The sequence below is a fragment of the uncultured Croceicoccus sp. genome (assembly GCF_947496385.1).
GTDB lineage: Bacteria > Pseudomonadota > Alphaproteobacteria > Sphingomonadales > Sphingomonadaceae > Croceicoccus.
Genome location: NZ_CANMCP010000020.1, coordinates 1 through 17,119, shown reverse-complemented (window position 1 = coordinate 17,119; position 17,119 = coordinate 1). Strand labels below are relative to the sequence as shown.

At 64.4% G+C, this 17,119-nt stretch carries 17 protein-coding genes and 1 pseudogene; 14 read left to right on the top strand and 4 right to left on the bottom strand.

Annotated elements, in window-relative coordinates; translation table 11 throughout:
• Positions 1-287: 287 nt before the first annotated feature.
• The 8 genes from Q0897_RS15415 (at position 288) to Q0897_RS15380 (ending at position 7,448) form a co-directional block, all read left to right on the top strand.
• The gene (locus Q0897_RS15415; RefSeq protein WP_299310265.1) at positions 288-527 is read left to right on the top strand and encodes a hypothetical protein; all 240 of its coding nucleotides are present in this window, start codon (positions 288-290) and stop codon (positions 525-527) included.
• An 11-nt stretch (positions 528-538) separates the two neighbouring features.
• On the top strand, positions 539-1,546 hold the full coding sequence (locus tag Q0897_RS15410) for a TIM barrel protein (RefSeq protein ID WP_299310264.1): 1,008 nt from the start codon (positions 539-541) through the stop codon (positions 1,544-1,546).
• Positions 1,546-1,935, top strand: coding sequence for a DUF6379 domain-containing protein (locus tag Q0897_RS15405; RefSeq protein ID WP_299310263.1), 390 nt, complete (start codon positions 1,546-1,548; stop codon positions 1,933-1,935). Before Q0897_RS15410 ends, Q0897_RS15405 begins: the two co-directional genes overlap by 1 nt.
• A 248-nt stretch (positions 1,936-2,183) precedes the next feature.
• A complete protein-coding gene (locus tag Q0897_RS15400; RefSeq protein ID WP_299310262.1) occupies positions 2,184-3,623 on the top strand; it encodes an aldehyde dehydrogenase family protein in 1,440 nt (479 codons plus the stop codon).
• A gap of 43 nt (positions 3,624-3,666) precedes the next feature.
• On the top strand, positions 3,667-4,845 hold the full coding sequence (locus Q0897_RS15395) for a DSD1 family PLP-dependent enzyme (protein WP_299310261.1): 1,179 nt from the start codon (positions 3,667-3,669) through the stop codon (positions 4,843-4,845).
• Positions 4,846-4,853: 8 nt separating this feature from the next.
• The gene (locus tag Q0897_RS15390; RefSeq protein WP_299310260.1) at positions 4,854-5,243 is read left to right on the top strand and encodes a RidA family protein; all 390 of its coding nucleotides are present in this window, start codon (positions 4,854-4,856) and stop codon (positions 5,241-5,243) included.
• Between the two features lie 169 nt (positions 5,244-5,412).
• Positions 5,413-6,600, top strand: a complete 1,188-nt coding sequence (locus tag Q0897_RS15385) for a heparan-alpha-glucosaminide N-acetyltransferase domain-containing protein (RefSeq protein WP_299310259.1) — start codon at positions 5,413-5,415, stop codon at positions 6,598-6,600.
• 134 nt (positions 6,601-6,734) lie between these two features.
• Positions 6,735-7,448 (top strand): cupin domain-containing protein, encoded by a 714-nt coding sequence (locus tag Q0897_RS15380; protein WP_299310258.1) that lies wholly within the window; start codon positions 6,735-6,737, stop codon positions 7,446-7,448.
• A 97-nt stretch (positions 7,449-7,545) separates the two neighbouring features.
• On the opposite strand, the gene Q0897_RS15375 is transcribed toward Q0897_RS15380, so the two are convergent.
• Together Q0897_RS15375 and Q0897_RS15370 are read right to left on the bottom strand one after the other, a co-directional pair.
• Positions 7,546-8,868 carry an FAD-binding oxidoreductase gene (locus Q0897_RS15375; protein WP_299310257.1) on the bottom strand — a complete coding sequence of 441 codons (1,323 nt, stop codon included), beginning with the start codon at positions 8,866-8,868 and terminating at the stop codon, positions 7,546-7,548.
• A 255-nt stretch (positions 8,869-9,123) separates the two neighbouring features.
• Complete coding sequence (locus Q0897_RS15370; RefSeq protein WP_299310256.1) at positions 9,124-9,288, bottom strand: hypothetical protein; 165 nt, start codon at positions 9,286-9,288, stop codon at positions 9,124-9,126.
• Positions 9,289-9,427: 139 nt separating this feature from the next.
• On the opposite strand from Q0897_RS15370, the gene Q0897_RS15365 reads away from it, so the two are divergent.
• The 5 genes from Q0897_RS15365 to Q0897_RS15345 all read left to right on the top strand — a co-directional run bounded on the left by Q0897_RS15365 (position 9,428) and on the right by Q0897_RS15345 (position 15,761).
• Positions 9,428-11,122, top strand: a complete 1,695-nt coding sequence (locus tag Q0897_RS15365) for an ABC transporter ATP-binding protein (RefSeq protein WP_299310255.1) — start codon at positions 9,428-9,430, stop codon at positions 11,120-11,122.
• Positions 11,119-12,894, top strand: coding sequence for a peptide ABC transporter substrate-binding protein (locus tag Q0897_RS15360; protein ID WP_299310254.1), 1,776 nt, complete (start codon positions 11,119-11,121; stop codon positions 12,892-12,894). Before Q0897_RS15365 ends, Q0897_RS15360 begins: the two co-directional genes overlap by 4 nt.
• A complete protein-coding gene (locus Q0897_RS15355; RefSeq protein ID WP_299310253.1) occupies positions 12,895-13,845 on the top strand; it encodes an ABC transporter permease in 951 nt (316 codons plus the stop codon).
• A 106-nt stretch (positions 13,846-13,951) separates the two neighbouring features.
• Positions 13,952-14,830, top strand: coding sequence for an ABC transporter permease (locus Q0897_RS15350; protein ID WP_299310252.1), 879 nt, complete (start codon positions 13,952-13,954; stop codon positions 14,828-14,830).
• Between the two features lie 58 nt (positions 14,831-14,888).
• Positions 14,889-15,761 (top strand): GNAT family N-acetyltransferase, encoded by an 873-nt coding sequence (locus Q0897_RS15345; RefSeq protein WP_299310251.1) that lies wholly within the window; start codon positions 14,889-14,891, stop codon positions 15,759-15,761.
• An 18-nt stretch (positions 15,762-15,779) separates the two neighbouring features.
• Here Q0897_RS15345 and Q0897_RS15340 read toward each other — a convergent pair.
• A pseudogene (locus Q0897_RS15340) lies at positions 15,780-16,251 on the bottom strand (Lrp/AsnC family transcriptional regulator).
• Positions 16,252-16,477: 226 nt separating this feature from the next.
• On the opposite strand from Q0897_RS15340, the gene Q0897_RS15335 reads away from it, so the two are divergent.
• Positions 16,478-16,942, top strand: coding sequence for an Lrp/AsnC family transcriptional regulator (locus Q0897_RS15335; protein ID WP_299310250.1), 465 nt, complete (start codon positions 16,478-16,480; stop codon positions 16,940-16,942).
• On the opposite strand, the gene Q0897_RS15330 is transcribed toward Q0897_RS15335, so the two are convergent.
• On the bottom strand, positions 16,932-17,119 hold a 188-nt coding region (locus Q0897_RS15330; protein WP_299310249.1), incomplete at its 5' end, for a hypothetical protein. The two genes, Q0897_RS15335 and Q0897_RS15330, sit on opposite strands and share 11 nt — an antisense overlap.

Sequence of the window (17,119 nt, the reverse complement as noted above, 5' to 3'; positions counted from 1 at the left end):
CAATCGCACCGACAGCAACTGCCGCATCTGCTTCGTCCTCATCGACGGCAGGTTCGAACCGGAGTTGGAAGGCTGACGTCCATGCGCCCGTCATGCAGGTGCCGTTCCTCTGCGGTCGGCGGCAGGCTTTGCGGGAGTGAAGCCGGGCCGTGTGATATCCGGAGAATTCGATGAAACTCCACATGCGTCGCGGCGATACGCCGGACCGGCAACGGGGCATGCTGTCCCGCGGCGGCGCGCGTGCTCTGCAAGGGGGCAAGGCTGCTTCACATGTGGCGGCGCGCCCCATGGCCATCGGTGCGATCATGGATTCGGGTCTTATTTCTTGCGGCAATGATGCAGTAATCGGGCCTTTCTGCGTGCCCAAAATCGCCGCCGATGACATCAACTTCGAGCGCGCGGCCCGCGTCGTTCATGACGCCTTCCGGCATGGACGTGCGGGCGGTCGTGCCGGCGTGACCGGCCCGGATCCGCCGCCTGCAACCCCATTCGTTTTTCCCAATCCCGCCGATCTTCCGGCATATTAAAGGAGCCCATCATGGCATCCAAGATCCGCAGGGGCGTCAGCCTCTACAGTTTTCAGGAGGAGATGTTCCTCGGCAAGATGAACGTGGAGGATTGCGTGTCCTTCGCCGCTTCCATCGGCGCGAAGGGCATCGAAATCCTGCCCGAACAGAACATGCCCAGCTTTCCCAACGTCACCGACGCGGAAATCGCGGGCTGGCACGAGATGCTCGAACGGCATGGCTGCCACTTCACCTGCTACGACATGTTCCTCGATACGAAGCTGCGCAACGATCGCCTGCTGACCGACGATGAACAGGTCGAAAGCATCCGGCGCGACCTCGCCTTGTGCAACCGCATGGGCATTCGCAACATGCGCGTGCTGATCTTCGTGCGGCCCGACATTCTCGAACGTTGCGTGCCCTATGCCGAGGAACTGGACGTGCACATGGGTGTGGAGGTCCACGCGCCGTGGTATCTCGACCATCCGTGGATCCTGCGCACGATCGAGGTGGCCGACCGGCTCGGCACGAAACATCTCGGCATCCTGCCCGACATGGGCATTTTCATGAAGCATTACCCGCCCGAACTGCGCGCGCGGTTCGAGCGCGAAGGTGCGCGGCCCGAAATCACCCAGTTCATCGTCGATCAGCACGAGCAGAAGGTGATGTGCGAATACACCATCTACGAGGTGGCGGTGAAGATGAAGGGCAATCCGTCCGAGGTCCGCATGGCCGAAACGCTGCGCCATGCACCCTATGCCAATCCCAAGCGGATCGGCGATTTTGCCCCTTATTTCCGCCATATCCAGGCAAAGTTCTACGGCATGACCGAGGATTGCCGCGATCCGGCGCACGCCTATGACGAGGTCATTCCCGAGCTTTTGAAGGCCGGTTGGGAAGGGACCCTGTCCAGCGAATACGAAGGCAACCGCTGGGTGCAGGACGTCATGGACGTCGACAGCCGCGAACAGGTCCGGCGTCAGCACGAGATGTTCAAGCGCCTCTTGGGCGAAACCGCAAATGGGCAGGAGGACGCCTGATGTTCGACAAATATCTTATCGATCCCGACAGCGTCACCGACATCGGCCCTGCGGACAGCCCGACCGGTTTCAGCTTCACCACCAAGCTGGGATATTATCGCGGGCTGACGCTTTCGATGCTGGAAGAGATGACCGTGGCGGTCGACGGCGAGGAGCTCCCGCGCGAGGCGGTCAGCTTCGACGACGGCAACGGCCCGATCACGCTCGACGAGATGGAAACCACCTATGACCGGCGCTGGAATTTCGGCGCGCCGGCCACTTTGTCGGTGACCTATCCCGGCGGCTTTCCCAAGGGCGAGCATACGCTGTCCCTGCGGCAGCGGCTGCGGATCAGCTACATGCCGTTCCCCGCGATGCGCTTTACCGAAAAGACCATCGTGAAGGAATAACGACCAAATCGCGGCCTGCCCGGTACAGGGCAGGCCGCGGCGGTTCGGCGGAGCTTCCGGTGGAAGCCGTCGCCGAACAATATGACGTCAGCCCTGCCAAAAAGAGCAGATCGTGGTGCGGGGCCATCCACACCGGGCTTGAGGCAAACCGCGACGCTTCGTAGTTTTCATCGGCATTCCCATCCATGTCGCGGGCCATGACCGGGTATCCGAACCCGGCGCCCTCGTCCGAACAGGGCAGAATTCCGATGAAAACGCCAGATTGCGACAGGTTCTATATCGGCGGCGAATGGGTCGCGCCCGCCGGGGCGTCCAGTGTCGTTCCCATCATCGACCCCGCCAGCGAAGCGCAGATCGGCACGGTCACATTGGGTAGCGTTGCCGATGTCGACCGGGCGGTCGCGGCGGCGCGCGCGGCCTTTCCCGCGTTTTCGGCCACTGATCCGGGTGAGCGTGCGGCGCTGCTGCGCAGGATTGCCGAACTGCTGGACGAGCGTGCGGAGGGTATTGCGCAGGCGATCACGCGCGAGATGGGCTGCGCGATCGGGTTTTCCCGCGCGGCGCAGGTGCCGTTCGGCATCGCGCATGTCCGCGCCGCGATCGAGGTGCTCGACCGTTTCGATTTCCTGCGCCGGCAAGGGACCACCGCGATCGCGCGTGAACCGATCGGCGTGTGCACGCTCATCACGCCATGGAACTGGCCGCTGTACCAGATGACGGCCAAGGTCGCCCCGGCGCTGGCGACCGGCTGCACCATGGTGCTCAAGCCCAGCGAACTCTCTCCGCTCAGCGCGCAGATCTTCGCGCAGGTGCTCGACGATGCCGGCGTGCCCGCAGGGGTGTTCAACATGGTCATGGGGGCGGGGCCCGACGTGGGCGCGGCGCTGTCCCGCCACGCGGACGTGGACATGGTGTCGATCACCGGGTCGACCCGCGCGGGGGTCGAGGTCGCGATGGCCGCCGCGCCCACGGTCAAGCGCGTCACGCAGGAGCTGGGCGGAAAATCGCCGAATATCCTGCTCGACGATGCCGATTTCGCGAATGTCGTCGCGCCCGGCGTGGCGTCCGCGATGCGCAATGCCGGCCAGTCGTGCAGCGCGCCGACCCGCATGCTCGTCCCGCGCGACCGGCTCGCCGAGGTCGAGGCGCTGGCCGTCGCCGCGGCGGAGGCGATGATCGTCGGCGATCCTGCGGACGAGAATACGCTGATGGGTCCGCTCGCCAATCGCCCGCAGTTCGACAAGGTGCAGGCGATGATCGAAATGGGCATTGCCGAAGGCGCGCGGGTGGTGTGCGGCGGGACCGGGCGGCCCGACGGGCTGACCAGCGGCTTTTATGCCAGGGCCACGATTTTCTCCGACGTGTCGATGGACATGCGCATCGCGAGCGAGGAAATCTTCGGGCCTGTCCTGTGCCTCGTGCCCTATCGGGACGAGGAGGATGCCATCCGTATCGCCAACGACACCTGCTACGGCCTTGGCGCGCATGTCCAATCGGCCGATCTCGACCGCGCGCGGCGCGTGGCGCGGCAAATCCGGGCGGGGCAGGTTCATATCAACCTGCCCGCGTGGGACGCGCACGCGGCCTTCGGTGGTTACAAGCAGTCCGGCAACGGGCGCGAATATGGCGCATTCGGGTTCGAGGAATATCTCGAGACGAAGGCCATGCTGGGGTATTTCCCGTCATGAGCCGCGCCATCGCCGCGCGCCGTGACGCAGCAGGAGAACGCGAATGAGCGAAGCTGTACGCACAGCCGACAGGGACCTGTCCGGCCAGACCACGCTGAACGAGCTCGAGACGCCGTGCCTCGTCCTCGACGCGGACAGGATGGAGCGCAATGTCGCCCGGCTGCGCGACCGGCTGGACCGGTTCGGCGTGACGCTGCGCCCGCATCTCAAGACGGCGAAGTCGATTGCGGTCGCGCACGCGGTGATGTCCACGCCGCAGGGGCCGGCCACCGTGTCCACCCTCCGCGAAGCGGAATTTTTCGCCAACGCCGGCGTCACCGACCTCATCTATGCGGTCGGCATCGCGCCATCCAAACTCGACAGGATCGTGGCGCTGCGACGCGGGGGTTGCGACCTTTCCATCGTGGTGGACTCGGTGGAGCAGGCCGAAGCGGTGGCCGCCGCATCGCGCGAGGCGGAGATGCCGATCCCGGTGTTGATAGAGATCGACTGCGACGGCCACCGCTCCGGCGTGCTGCCGCGTGACCGTGAGATGCTTGGCGCGATCGCCGCGGCGTTGACCGACGGGGGAGAGCTGCGCGGCGTGCTGACCCATGCGGGCGGAAGCTATGCCGCGCGCGGAGACGATGCGCTCAGGCAATGTGCAGAAGAGGAGCGCCAGGCCGTCGTCGATGCCGCCACGATCCTGCGCGAATTCGGCCATGCCTGCCCGGTCGTCAGCATCGGCTCCACGCCGACCGCGCATCATGCTGCCAATCTCGACGGCGTGACCGAGGTTCGCGCCGGTGTCTTCGTCTTCTTCGACCTCGTCATGGCGGGCATCGGTATCTGCCGCATGGAGGACATCGCGCTCTCGGTGCTGGGAACCGTGATCGGCCATCAGCCGCGCAAGGGATGGATCCTGGTCGATGCGGGGTGGATGGCGATGTCGCGCGACCGGGGAACCGCGAAGCAATCGGTCGATCAGGGTTATGGCGTGGTCTGCGACATCGACGGCGTTCCTTATGACGATTTGATCCTGGTCGACGCGAACCAGGAACACGGGATCATCGCCGTGCGCGAGGGTTCGGATGCCGTCCTGCCCGATTTGCAGATCGGCGACAGGGTGCGCATCCTGCCCAACCACGCCTGCGCCACCGGCGCGCAGCATGGATCGTATCACGTGGTGCGCGGCGAAAGCCACGCGGTCGAGGCGGAATGGCAACGGTTCGCGGGATGGTAAGGAAAGACATGCGCAAAATCATCGAAACCGACAAGGCGCCCGCCCCCGCCGGCGCCTATTCGCAAGGCGTTCAGGCGGGGCAGACGCTCTATATCTCCGGACAGCTTCCGATCCGGCCGGACAAGGCGCCGCTCGACGACATGGGTTTCGCCGCGCAAGCCCGTCAGGCCATCGCCAACATGCTCGCCGTGCTCGACGCGGCGGGTGGTTCGCCGGCGGATCTGGTGCGGGTTACCGCCTATATCTGCGGGGTCGAAAACTGGCCTGCGTTCAACGAGGTGTATGGCGCGATGCTGGGCGATGCGCGCCCGGCCCGCACCGTGGTGCCGGTGGCGGAGTTGCATTACGGCTATCTCGTGGAAGTCGACGCGGTCGCGATGCTCGGGCAAGGCGGCTGAACGCGGCGCCATTCCCATCCGCGGAACTTACTGCCATTGGCATGGTGAATTTTGGAACAATCAACCAGATTCCTTGCAAACTCACATATCCTGTTGGCCCGGCATCGGTCACCATGCATCGGATCAGCGATCACTGTAACGGATGCGAATGATGGCAACTAGCATATCAATGCCGGCAAGCGCGCCGGCCCGACCGGCCGCAGGGCAAACCAACGTCAAGGCGAAGGCGCGCCTGGCCAATATCGACGCGCTTCGCGGTTTCGTCATGATCCTCATGTTGCTGGACCATCTTCGAGAGACCTGGTTCGTCAATTACATCGTGGCCGATCCGATCGACGCATCGACGGTTATCCCGGCGCTGGGTTTCGCGCGTTTTGCGGTGAGCTTCTGCGCCCCCATCTTCGTCGCTCTCACCGGGCTTGGCGTCTATCTCTACAGCCTGAACCACACGGTCGAGGAAACGACCTCCTATCTCCTGAAGCGTGGCGCGCTGCTGATCGTGATCGAGCTTGTCTATCTCTCCCCGCTTTACTGGGGCATCGTGCCGCAACCGACGTTCTGGCTGCAGGTGATCTGGGCGATCGGTATTTCCATGATCGCGCTCGCCGGGCTGATGCGGCTGCCGCGGCCGGCGCTCATCGCGTTCGGCTTGGGCATGCTGTGCTTCCACAACCTGCTCGATCCCGTGCGCCTGACGGCCGAGAACCCGGCGTTTCCGCTGTGGGCCATCCTTTATCAGCGTGACGTGATCGACCTGCCGTTCGGTTTCGTCGCCAAGACGACCTATCCGATCCTGCCATGGCTGGGCGTCATTTCGCTGGGCTATGTCGCGGGGGCGTGGTTCCGGCCCGAATACCCGGCCGAGCAGCGCAATCGCAACCTGCTGATCCTGGGTTTCGGCATGATTGCGGCGTTCATCCTGCTGCGCACGCTCAACATCTATGGCGACAAGCCGTGGTTCATGACCGAAGGCAATTCGGTGCGCAGCGTGATCAGCTTCATCTCGATGACGAAATATCCGCCCTCGCTGCTGTTCCTCCTGCCCACGCTGGGCGGCGGGGCCTTGCTGCTGGTCCTGTTCGAGAAGATCGAGGATACCGGACTGGTGGGTGCCATCGCGATCTTCGGTGCGGCGCCGATGTTCTTCTACCTTCTCCACCTGACCGTGCTGCGCATCCTGTATCACAGCGCGCTCGGGATCTGGGGGCCGAACAACGGCAGCGCCTACATGTTCGACAATTACCACTGGGTGCTGGCCTGGTATCCGATCATGCTCGTGGTGCTGTATTTCCCGACCGTCTGGTACGCGCGGCTGAAGCGTCGCCGGCGGGACATCACCTGGCTCAAATATTTCTGACAACCGATGCGCGCGTCCCGACGGGAGCGCGCATCCTTTTTCGATCGCGCCGCGTCCGTGCCCGTGCGTCAAAGCGGGGCGGGCGGGCGTGTGCCTCGTGCACGTATCGATCCCCTTTGAAAGGACAGCAAAGCATGACGACAACGACCACCTGCCCCAGCTTCATCGACCTCAAGGCGCTGGCAAAGGCGGCACCGCGCGGCCATGACGACCCGTTCGGCACGGGCGCGACCGAGTTTGATCTCGACGCCGGTCCCTGCACGGTGAAGGGGATCGCGCTGTCCGCGGGCGGGGCCGATGCAGACGCGCCCTCCGGCGACCTGTTCGTGGTGGTCGCGGAGGGCGCGGTGACGCTAACCGGGCCGGACGGAGAGGTCGCGCTCGCAACAGGCGAAGGCGCGGTGATCGCCCGCAGCACGTCGTTTGCCTGGACCGCGGATGCCGACGCGACGCTCATCGGGATGTCCTATCCCGGCGGGGCGGGCGGTCCGCCGCGGATCGTGAAGATCGACAATGACGCTGCGCTGACGGCGTCCAACCCGCCGGCGGACGATGTGCTGCTGTCCGACAGGCCGTCGTGCCGCTCCAACAATCATTTCCTGTCCGAGGACGGGCAATACAGCTGCGGCGTATGGGACTCCACGCCCTATACGCGAAGGGCGATCTTCTTCCACCATACCGAGCTGATGCACCTGCTCGCCGGCGAGGTGACCTTCACCGACGCGGCGGGGACCAGCGCGACCTTCGCCAAAGGTGACATTTTCATCATCGAGAAGGGCGCCGAATGCACCTGGGACAGCCAGGTGGACGTGGCGAAGATCTATTCGCTGTTCCGTCCCGCGGCCTGACTTGACCTGGCCCGGCTGGCCCCGAGAGGCTGGCCGGGCCCACACACACAGGGCGCATGCGTCGAGGGCCGGGAAAACATCCCCGCCCGCGCGCCGATCACAGCCCGCCGATGTCGAGCGGCGACCCGTCCACCAGGCGGGAGAGGCGGAACGGATGCGGATCGACGCAGGTGTCGGCATCGGTCAGCAGTTCCGATGCTAGCAGGCCGATCCCCGGCCCCATCCCGAAGCCGTGGCCCGAACACCCCGCCGCCAGCACGAGCCCGTCCAGTCCGTCCGTTTTCGAGATCACCGGCACCGCATCGGGCGAACAATCGACGAGCGCGCCCCACGATCCGACGAGTTCCATTTTCGCGAATTGCGGGAAGGCGGCGCCGACATTGGCCATGATCTTGCGCACCAGCCATTGCTGCGGCGCGGGGTCGAGCACGCGGGTGCGTTCGAAGATCGTCTCGTCGTTCCTCAGCACCGAGAGCAGCGATTCCGGCCCCGTCACGAAGGACGGACCGACCGCCAGCCTCACATTCTTCAGCCGGCGCATGAACTGCGGCACGAACTCGCGGGCATAGCGTATGCCCTGCGGCGTCAGGTCGATCGTGGCCTTGCCGCTGATCGCGAGGGTGTAGCTGCCATCGAGGCGGCGCGTCATCGCGAAATCGGGCGCATAGAGGCACGCGCCGACATCGGCGGTCGGCTTGGTGCGCACCGCCGTCTGCCGGACGCCGGCCTGCGGGAAATTGATGCCGTGGGGGCGCAGGAAGCGCGAGGCCCACGCACCCGCGGCACACAGCACGGCATTCGCCCGGACCAGCCCTTTTTCCGTATGCACGCCGACGACCCGGCCATTCTCGACGTCGAGCGCGCGGGCGGCGCAGTTCTGGTGAATGGTCGCGCCATGTGCCCGCGCGCCCATGGCGATCGCGGGCCCGGCGATGGCGGGTTCGGCCTTGCCATCGTCGGGGGAGGCGACGCCGCCGATCCATTTGCGCCCCGCTTCGGGGATCAGCTTGCGCACCTCCTCGGCACTCAGCAGGCGGGTATCGACCCCATGATCGAGGCCATAAGGCTGCCAGTCCGACCAGCCCGCGAGCTGCGCCTCGTTATCGGTCGCATAGACGAGGCCGCAGCGGCGAAAGCCGACGTCCTGTTCGAGATCGTTGCTGAATTCGTCCCAAAGCTTCATCGCCACCGACGACAGCGGCAGTTCGCGCGCGTCGCGGTTCTGCTGCCGGCACCAGCCCCAGTTGCGGCTGGACTGTTCGCAGGCGACATGGCCCTTTTCGATGAGCGCGACCGAAATGCCCCGCCGCGCGAGGAAATAGGCCGCGGTAACACCGACGATGCCGCCCCCAACGATGACGACATCGGCGGATGCGGGCAGCGTCTCGTCGCTGTCTATGCGTTCGACAAACGGTGACATCGGATCTTGACCCCCGTGAATAATGACATGCTGACGGAACATTCCACTGCGCCGGGCGGCAGGTGATGTCGAAGATCGTGCGAATTTCATCCGATTCGCGCGAATCCCTGCTCCGATTTGGCGTTTGGTGACAGCGACCGGCCCACGGGCGCGAAACCCGACCTCGTTTCGAATGCGGCGCGCAGCCGGGTTTCTTTCGCTCGCCGTGGTGCTTGACGGGGGCGCGGGTCAAGGAAATGCCAAGTTGCAATCGGATTACAATATTTCCTGCTGCCACGCCGCGAACATTTGATCAAAATGGCGCGGCAGACGCTTCAAACTCATGCTCAGGGTCAAGGCGGCCTGACGGGACGGCGGGATTCGCCGCGAACGGGGTGAAAAAGGCAAAAGGTCGATCGACGCCGCCGGGGATACGGGCACGCAATTGCTCCTTTCCCGAAAAGACGTACCGGCACCGTCCGGTCGTTTACGCGGCGGTGATGACCGGAAACCGGATTTGTCCGGCTGCTGCGGGAATCCAACGTCAACCGCCGGCGCCCGCGCCGCTACGCTAAGGGGAATGGACCGAATGGTTGGAAGTGTGGAGCCAGAAACGCCCGGTCCGGTCGCGCTGTCCGTTCGCGATCTGCAGGTGGCCCTGCCCGCGGGCATGGACCGGCTGCACGCGGTCGACGATGTCTCCTTCGATCTTCCGCGCGGCAAGATCCTGTGCATCATCGGGGAATCGGGCTCCGGCAAGTCGGTGTCGGCCAATGCGATCATGGGCCTGCTGCCGCGGGCGCTGCGCATTGTGTCGGGCCGCATTGTCCTCAATGGCGAGGACATCACCGATCTCGGCCCGGACCGGCTGCGCGCCCTGCGCGGACGGGTCGTGTCGATGATCTTTCAGGATCCGCTTTCCGCGCTCAACCCGTTGATGACGGTGGGCGAACAGATCGAGGAGGTCATGGCCGCGCATGACGTCGGATCGCCCCGATCGCGCGCGGAAAAGGCACTGTCCCTCCTCGACGAAGTGGGGCTGCCCGATCCCGAGGTCATGTTTCACCAATATCCCTTCCGCCTGTCGGGCGGCCAGCGTCAGCGCGTGATGATCGCGATGGCGCTGGCGCTCGAACCCGCGATCCTGATTGCGGACGAGCCGACGACCGCGCTCGACGTGACGACGCAGGCGCAGATCCTCGCGCTCATCCGCGAGATTCAGCAGCGCAAGGGCATGAGCGTCATGTTCATCACCCACGATTTCGGCGTCGTGGCCGAAATCGCCGACGAGGTGGTGGTGATGGAAAAAGGCCGCATCGTGGAGCGCGGCCTAGCGGACAAGGTGCTGCATGCGCCGGACCATCCCTATACGAAGCAGCTGATCGCCGCCGTGCCGAAGCTGCGCAGCGGGGACCGCGACAGCAACGAGGCGGCGACAGGCGGAGCGCAACTCTTGCAGGTCGAAGGCTTGATGAAGACCTACCGCAGCGCGCGCGGCCTGTTTCAGCCGCCACGCATCGTGACCGCGGTCAACGACATCTCGTTTGAACTGGCGCCGGGGCGCACGCTGGGCGTGGTCGGGGAAAGCGGTTCGGGTAAGTCGTCGCTCGGCCGGGTGCTGATCAAGCTGCTCGACAATGACGGCGGCAGGATCCTGTTCGAGGGGCGCGACATCGCGGGCCTTTCGGAGCGTGAATTCAAGCCGCTGCGCACGAAGATCCAGATGATTTTCCAGGATCCGTTCGCCTCGCTCAATCCGCGCGCGACGATCGGGTACAGCCTGACGGTCGGCCCCGTCGCGCATGGCATGGAGCAGGACGAGGCGCGCCGGCAGGCGATGGCGCTGCTCGAGCATGTCGGCCTCGATCCCGGCGCGTATGACCGCTATCCGCACGAATTTTCCGGCGGGCAGAGGCAGCGCGTGGGCATCGCGCGCGCGTTGATGTTCAAGCCCAAGCTGCTGATCGCGGACGAGGCGGTGTCGGCGCTCGACGTGTCGATCCAGGCCCAGATCCTGCAACTTCTGGAAGAGATTCAGCGCGAAACCGGCGTGGCGATGATCTTCATCACCCACGATCTGCGGGTGGCGAGCCAGATCTGCGACGAGATCGCGGTGATGCAGAAAGGCCGCGTCGTGGAATATGGCGCACCCTCGCAGATCTTCATGTCGCCCCGGTCGGACTACACGCGTGAACTGGTCGCGGCGATTCCCGGACGCGATGCCGGTCCCGATGCCAAAACCACGACAGAACCGCAGGCAGGAATGAACCGATGAGCGAAAGCACCACGCGGCGCGGTTTCGACCGGCGCAAGATCCTCGCGGCACTGGCAGTCGGGGGCGGCGGCGTGATCGCCTGGAACCTCGTCGGCCGGCCCGATGGCGGTTCGCAGGCGTCGACGACGGCAATGTCCACCGCGGACGGCGTTGACAGCGTCGTCGTCGGGCTGTCGCAGGAACCGACGGTTTTCAACCCGCTGATGGTGCATGGCGAAGTGGACGACGGCGTGCTGTTCTCGCTGTTCGATCCCTTGGTCCGGATGGATCCCGACGGGTTGGTGCAGCCGCATCTGGCGGCCGAGGTTCCCAGCCTCGAAAACGGTGGCATTTCCGAAGACGGGCTGCGCTGGCGCGTGCGCCTGCGCGACGATGTGCGCTGGCACGATGGCAGGCCGTTCACCGCCGACGATGTGAAGTTCACGCTCGAGCTGATCACCGATCCCGATTTTCGTGCCTGGCGCACGTCCGGCCATACTTTGGTGCGGGACATCGAAGTGGTCTCGCCGACCGAGCTGACCTGGCGGATGGAGGAGCCGTTTGCGCCCTATCTGTCCTTCCTGACCGAAACGTTCATCGTGCCCCGCCACACGTTCGAGAACGAGGCCGACCCCAATAATGCCGCCTTCAATCAGGCGCCGATCGGGACCGGGCCGTTCAAATGGGGCGCGCGGATGGCTGGCGATCATCTGGAACTGGTCGCCAACCCGGATTATTTCGGAGAGGGGCCCTATCTCGACCTGCTGATCTTCAAATATATCCCCGACATCACCGTGCTTTACACGCAGTTCAAGAGCGGGGGCATCGATCTGGTCGGGCAGGTCTATATCAGTCCCGACAATTACGACGAGGCGCGCAAGCTGCCCGGCATGGTGGTCGAGCCGGTCCTCGCCTCCTCGGTGGAGTCCTTCTACCTCAATCTCGCCCGGCCGCAGTTTCGCGAACTGGCCGTGCGGCAGGCGCTCTATGCCGCGCTCGACCGGGAGGCGATCATCGGTTCGCTGTATCACGGCGTGCCGCAGATCACCGAAACCTTCATGCCGCAGCAGTCGTTCTACCATAATCCCGACCTGCCGGTGCAGGAGTACAATCCGGAAAAGGCAAGGGCCATCCTCGATGCGGCGGGCTGGCGGCCGGGGTCCGACGGCATCCGGGAAAAGAACGGCGTGCGCCTGGCGTTCGAGAATTCGACGACATCGGGCGATCATCTGCGCGAAATGGTGCAGCAATATCTGCAGCAGACCTTCCGCGAGATCGGCGCCGAGATGACCATCGCCAACCTGCCGCCCGCGGTGATGTGGGGCGATTTCTGGACGCAGTCGCGCTTCGACAGCGTGATCGTGGGCAGCACCTATCTCATCGGCGCGGACCCGGACGTGACCAACCGCCTGCACAGCAAGTCGATCACCGCGCAGGGCGGCAGCGGATCGAACAACGCGCAGTACAAGAACAGCGAAGTCGATGCCTTGCTCGACAAGGCCGCGCGAACCTTCGACGTGGAAGAACGCCGGAAACTCTATTTCCGGGTGCAGGAGATCGTGCGCCACGATCTGCCGCTGCTCCCGATATTTCAGTACAAGAACGTCTTTGGCCGAAGCGCGGACATCAAGGGGTTCGAGCCGAACAGCAACACGCGCACCGAATCGTGGAACGCCGCGAGCTGGTATCTGGCCAATGGCGACAAACAGCCTGGCGGGGAGCGGGATCCGGTCAGGACCTCGTCACGCGCGGGGCCGGTTCCGCGCCTGCTATCGCAAAAGAAGGAGGGCTGAATGCTGCGTTTCCTGCTCAATCGCATCACGCAGATCATCGTCCTCCTGGTGATCGTGTCCGTGATCGGATTCTTTATCCTCAACCTCATTCCCGGCGGGCCGCTGGCGCAATATGCGCTCGACCCCGGCATGACGCAGGCCGATATCGAGCGGCTGAAGGAACAGCTTGGCCTCAACCGGCCGCTTTACGTGCAATATCTCGACTGGGCGTGGCGGCTGGTGCAGGGGGATTGGGGGCAATCCTTCCGCGACGGCACTTCCGTGCTCAGCGTGATCGGCCGGCATCTGTTCGCCACGCTGCTGCTCATGGGCTCGTCCACGGTGATCGCGGTCGCGGTGGGGAGCTGGGTCGGCATTCGCGGTGCGACCCACCGCTATTCCACCTTCGATCACGTGGCGACGATCGCCGCGATGGTCGCGCTGTCGATCCCGACGTTCTGGTTCGGATTGGTCGGCATCTACATCTTCTCGCTGCAACTGGGCTGGCTGCCGGCGGGCAACATGTACACGGTCGGCGACGAATCGGTGGGCGATTACCTACTCCATCTCATCATGCCGAGTGTCGTGCTGGCGCTGGTCCATATCGCGATCTGGAGCCGTTACATGCGCACCGCGACACTGGACGTGATCAACCAGGATTTCGTGAAAACCGCCCGCGCCAAGGGGGTGAGCGAGCGCCGCATCCTGATGAAGCATGTGGTCGGCAATGCGCTGCTCCCGATGATCACGCTCGCCGGGATGCAGCTTCCCTCGCTCCTGACCGGCGCGCTGGTCACCGAGACCGTGTTCACATGGCCGGGCATGGGCCGCCTCTTCCTCGATAGCATCAGCTATGGCGACTATCCGGTGGTGATGGGGCTGCTGATGTTCTCGGCCATCCTCGTCATCTTCGGCAATCTGATCGCGGATATCGCGGTCGCCATCGTCGATCCCAGGATACGATTGAGTTGAGCGCGCCTGTCCGAACCGAACCGGTGCGCTTCCGGAAACGACCGCCGAACCGCGTGGAGCAACTCTTGTGCAAAGCCCGCCCCATGTCCCAAAGGAGGCATCCCGAATGACCGCCGTTTCAGCCAATCCGGGACGGACCAGCTGGTGGAAGAACCGCACCGTGCGCCGCTTCGCGAACCATCGCCTCGCGCTGTTGGGCTTCACCATGATCACCGTCCTGACGCTTGCATGCTTTATCGGGCCGTTCTTTCTTCCGCATGATCCGCTTTACATCGACCTCGGCGTGCGATTCACCCCGCCGCTGACCGGCGACTATTATTTCGGGACCGATCCGCTCGGCCGGGACATCGCGGCGCGGTTGATGATGGCGGGCAGCGTTTCACTCATCGTGGCGTTTTCGGCCATGATCATGTCGACTTTGCTGGGGACGCTGGTCGGGCTGGTCGCGGGTTATCGCGGCGGCTGGGTCGGCGCGGTGCTGATGCGGACGGTCGACGGGTTCCTGGCGTTTCCGTCCATCTTCCTGCTGCTCGCGCTCGCCGCCGCTCTCAAACCGACGCCCACGATGGTCACGATCATCATCGCCGTGACCGGGTGGATGGAGGTTGCCCGCATCGTCGAGGCCGAGGTCCGGTCGCTTCGTGAACGCGAATTCGTGCAGGCCGGGCGCATGCTGGGGCTGGGCGGCACGCATATCATGCTGCGCGAGATTCTGCCCAACGCGATGGGGCCGATCATCGTCGCCGCGACGCTCACGGTCGCGCGCGCGATCCTGCTGGAGGCGTATATCAGCTTTCTTGGCTACGGCATTCAGCCGCCGCTGCCCAGCTGGGGCAACATGCTGGGCGGGGCGCAGCAATATCTGGCGACCGCGCCCTGGCTGGCGATCATTCCGGGCGTCGCGATCACCATCGCGGTCACCAGTTTCAACTTTGTCGGCGATGGCCTGCGCGACGCGCTCGACGTGCGCGACGACCGGAGCTGATCCGTATCCAAGGGCGCAGAGCCGTGCGCCGCACCGAGACCAGAAGAACAGGCAATCCATGACCAAGACCTCCCCCGCACCGTCCTCCGCACCCGCCGGAGCAATCGAGATCATGCCGATGACGGCCGAACATCTGCCGCAGGCGCTTTCCCTGTCGCAGGATGTGCAATGGCCCTACCGGATCGAGGATTGGGAGGTCGCATTCGGCCTCGGTCACGGCTTTGCGGCGGAGAAGGACGGAGAGCTCGTGGGTACGGCGCTGTGGTGGCCGTATGCGCCGGATTTCGCCACGGCGGGGATGATCATCGTTTCCGAAAAGGTGCAGCGGCGCGGCATTGGCGCGCGGCTGATGGAGGCGCTCCTGTCCGATGCGGGTGAGCGCCGGGTGGTCCTGAACTCGACGGCCGAGGGGCAGAAGCTCTACCTCGGCACGGGGTTCGAACCCTATTCCATCGTGCTTCAGCATCAGGCCGTGCTGAGCCGGGCGCCGGAGGTCGATCCGTCGGTGCCGCTGCGCAATGCGGAGGCGAAGGATGACGATGCGATCCTGGCGATCGACCGCGCCGGCGCCGGGATGGGCCGCGCGGCACTGATCAATGCGATGCGCGAGGGGGCGGAAACGCTTGTCGTGTACAGGGGCGAGGGCGTCACCGGCTATGGCGTGGTGCGCCGCTGGGGACGCGGCGTGGTGGTCGGGCCGGTCGTGGCTGAGGACGCGGACGATGCCCGGGCGCTGATCGCGGCGCTGGCGGGGCGGCATGTCGGAACGTTCGTGCGGATCGACGTCACCGAAAGCTGCGGGCTTGCACCATGGCTGGAAACGCTGGGCCTGCCGCGCGCGGGCCGGGTCGTGACCATGGCGCTTGGAAAGCCGCCCGAACCGGATTCGTCGGCCACGCTTTTTGCGCTCGCCAATCAGTCGCTTGGCTGAACGCGCGGGGACGGGTGCCTAGCCGCTGAACAGGCTGTCAATCGGGTAGGATTCGCGCACGATCGGCGAATCGAGGATGATGTAGCTGAAATATTTCGATATTCCTGCATCGCTTTCGAGCGCGCTGATAATGGCTGACGCTGCGCGCGACCACCTTCAGGAAATAGTCGTAGCCGCCGCTGACATGATGGCATTCCACGATTTCCGGCACCGTCCGCGCCTGCGCGAGAAAGCGCTCGAGATCGGCGTTGCGGTGATCGGAAAGCGTGACCTCGGTAAAAACCATCAGGAAATCGCCCAGCTTTTCGAGCGAAATCCGCGCGCCATAGGACTTGATATAGCCCCGCCCCTCCAGCTTCTTGAGCCTGTTGAGGCACGGGCTGGCGGAGAGCCCGATCGCATCGGCGAGTGCGACATTGGTCGCGCGCCCGTTCTCCTGAAGATAGGTCAGGATCTTGAGATCGAGGCTGTCCAACCGTTCCAAATGCATCCCTCCAGGCCAATTGTTCGGGATCGTCCCCGAGCGCCGTGCATCATAGGCCGTTCCCGCCACGCAAATATGCCGTGACATGCGGCGCGCATGCAGAAATTCGCCGCGCCTGCGCCATGCCAACAGCACATCTTGCCGCACGACCTGCCGTAGGCTGTACCGCAAGGGCATGCGGGCGCATATCGCCGGACATGCGAACCCTGGCAGCGGGAGTGTTTGAAACGCGATGAATCTCGACCGGATCGATTTGAAGATCATCCGCACGCTGCAGAACGAGGGCCGCATCAGCAATGTGCAGCTCGCGGATGTGGTGGGCCTGTCGGCGAGCCCGTGCCTGTCGCGGGTCGAGCGGCTTGAGGCGGCCGGGGTCATCGTGCGTTACGAGGCGCAGTTCGATCTGGCCAGGCTGGGCGATTTCGTCGCGGCCTATGTCCAGATCTCAATGAAGAACCACAGGCGGGAGACCGCCATGCGTTTCGAGCGCTATATCACGCGCGTCGAGGAGGTGGTCGAATTCTACATGGTCAATGGCAAGTTCGATTACCTGATCAAGGTCGTGGCGGAGGGATATGATGGCCCTGCACGCGTGATCCAGGAGCTGTGGCAGGCGGATCTGGATATCGAGAGCTATTCGGTGTTCATGGTCTCGGCCACGCCGATCAGCCACCGGCCCTTGCCGCTCAGCGACTGATATTCTGCAAAATCGACATCAATCGCAAGAATCTTCCTTGGAACATGGCATAGACGGGTGAAATCGCCGCATTCGCGGGATTAGCCTTGCCAAGGTTCCAATTGTTCCCCGTCAGCACCCATGGCACAGATTTGAGGTTGTAATTAAGGAGGGTTTGGGCTTCGTCGTAGTGACGAA

Bases quoted from the DNA above. Each gene is read 5' to 3' on its own strand.
- Q0897_RS15415 (WP_299310265.1), top strand. From the start codon at position 288: ATGGCCATCGGTGCGATCATGGATTCGGGTCTTATTTCTTGCGGCAAT.
- Q0897_RS15410 (WP_299310264.1), top strand. From the start codon at position 539: ATGGCATCCAAGATCCGCAGGGGCGTCAGCCTCTACAGTTTTCAGGAG.
- Q0897_RS15405 (WP_299310263.1), top strand. From the start codon at position 1,546: ATGTTCGACAAATATCTTATCGATCCCGACAGCGTCACCGACATCGGC.
- Q0897_RS15400 (WP_299310262.1), top strand. From the start codon at position 2,184: ATGAAAACGCCAGATTGCGACAGGTTCTATATCGGCGGCGAATGGGTC.
- Q0897_RS15395 (WP_299310261.1), top strand. From the start codon at position 3,667: ATGAGCGAAGCTGTACGCACAGCCGACAGGGACCTGTCCGGCCAGACC.
- Q0897_RS15390 (WP_299310260.1), top strand. From the start codon at position 4,854: ATGCGCAAAATCATCGAAACCGACAAGGCGCCCGCCCCCGCCGGCGCC.
- Q0897_RS15385 (WP_299310259.1), top strand. From the start codon at position 5,413: ATGCCGGCAAGCGCGCCGGCCCGACCGGCCGCAGGGCAAACCAACGTC.
- Q0897_RS15380 (WP_299310258.1), top strand. From the start codon at position 6,735: ATGACGACAACGACCACCTGCCCCAGCTTCATCGACCTCAAGGCGCTG.
- Q0897_RS15375 (WP_299310257.1), bottom strand. From the start codon at position 8,868: ATGTCACCGTTTGTCGAACGCATAGACAGCGACGAGACGCTGCCCGCA.
- Q0897_RS15365 (WP_299310255.1), top strand. From the start codon at position 9,428: ATGGACCGAATGGTTGGAAGTGTGGAGCCAGAAACGCCCGGTCCGGTC.
- Q0897_RS15360 (WP_299310254.1), top strand. From the start codon at position 11,119: ATGAGCGAAAGCACCACGCGGCGCGGTTTCGACCGGCGCAAGATCCTC.
- Q0897_RS15355 (WP_299310253.1), top strand. From the start codon at position 12,895: ATGCTGCGTTTCCTGCTCAATCGCATCACGCAGATCATCGTCCTCCTG.
- Q0897_RS15350 (WP_299310252.1), top strand. From the start codon at position 13,952: ATGACCGCCGTTTCAGCCAATCCGGGACGGACCAGCTGGTGGAAGAAC.
- Q0897_RS15345 (WP_299310251.1), top strand. From the start codon at position 14,889: ATGACCAAGACCTCCCCCGCACCGTCCTCCGCACCCGCCGGAGCAATC.
- Q0897_RS15335 (WP_299310250.1), top strand. From the start codon at position 16,478: ATGAATCTCGACCGGATCGATTTGAAGATCATCCGCACGCTGCAGAAC.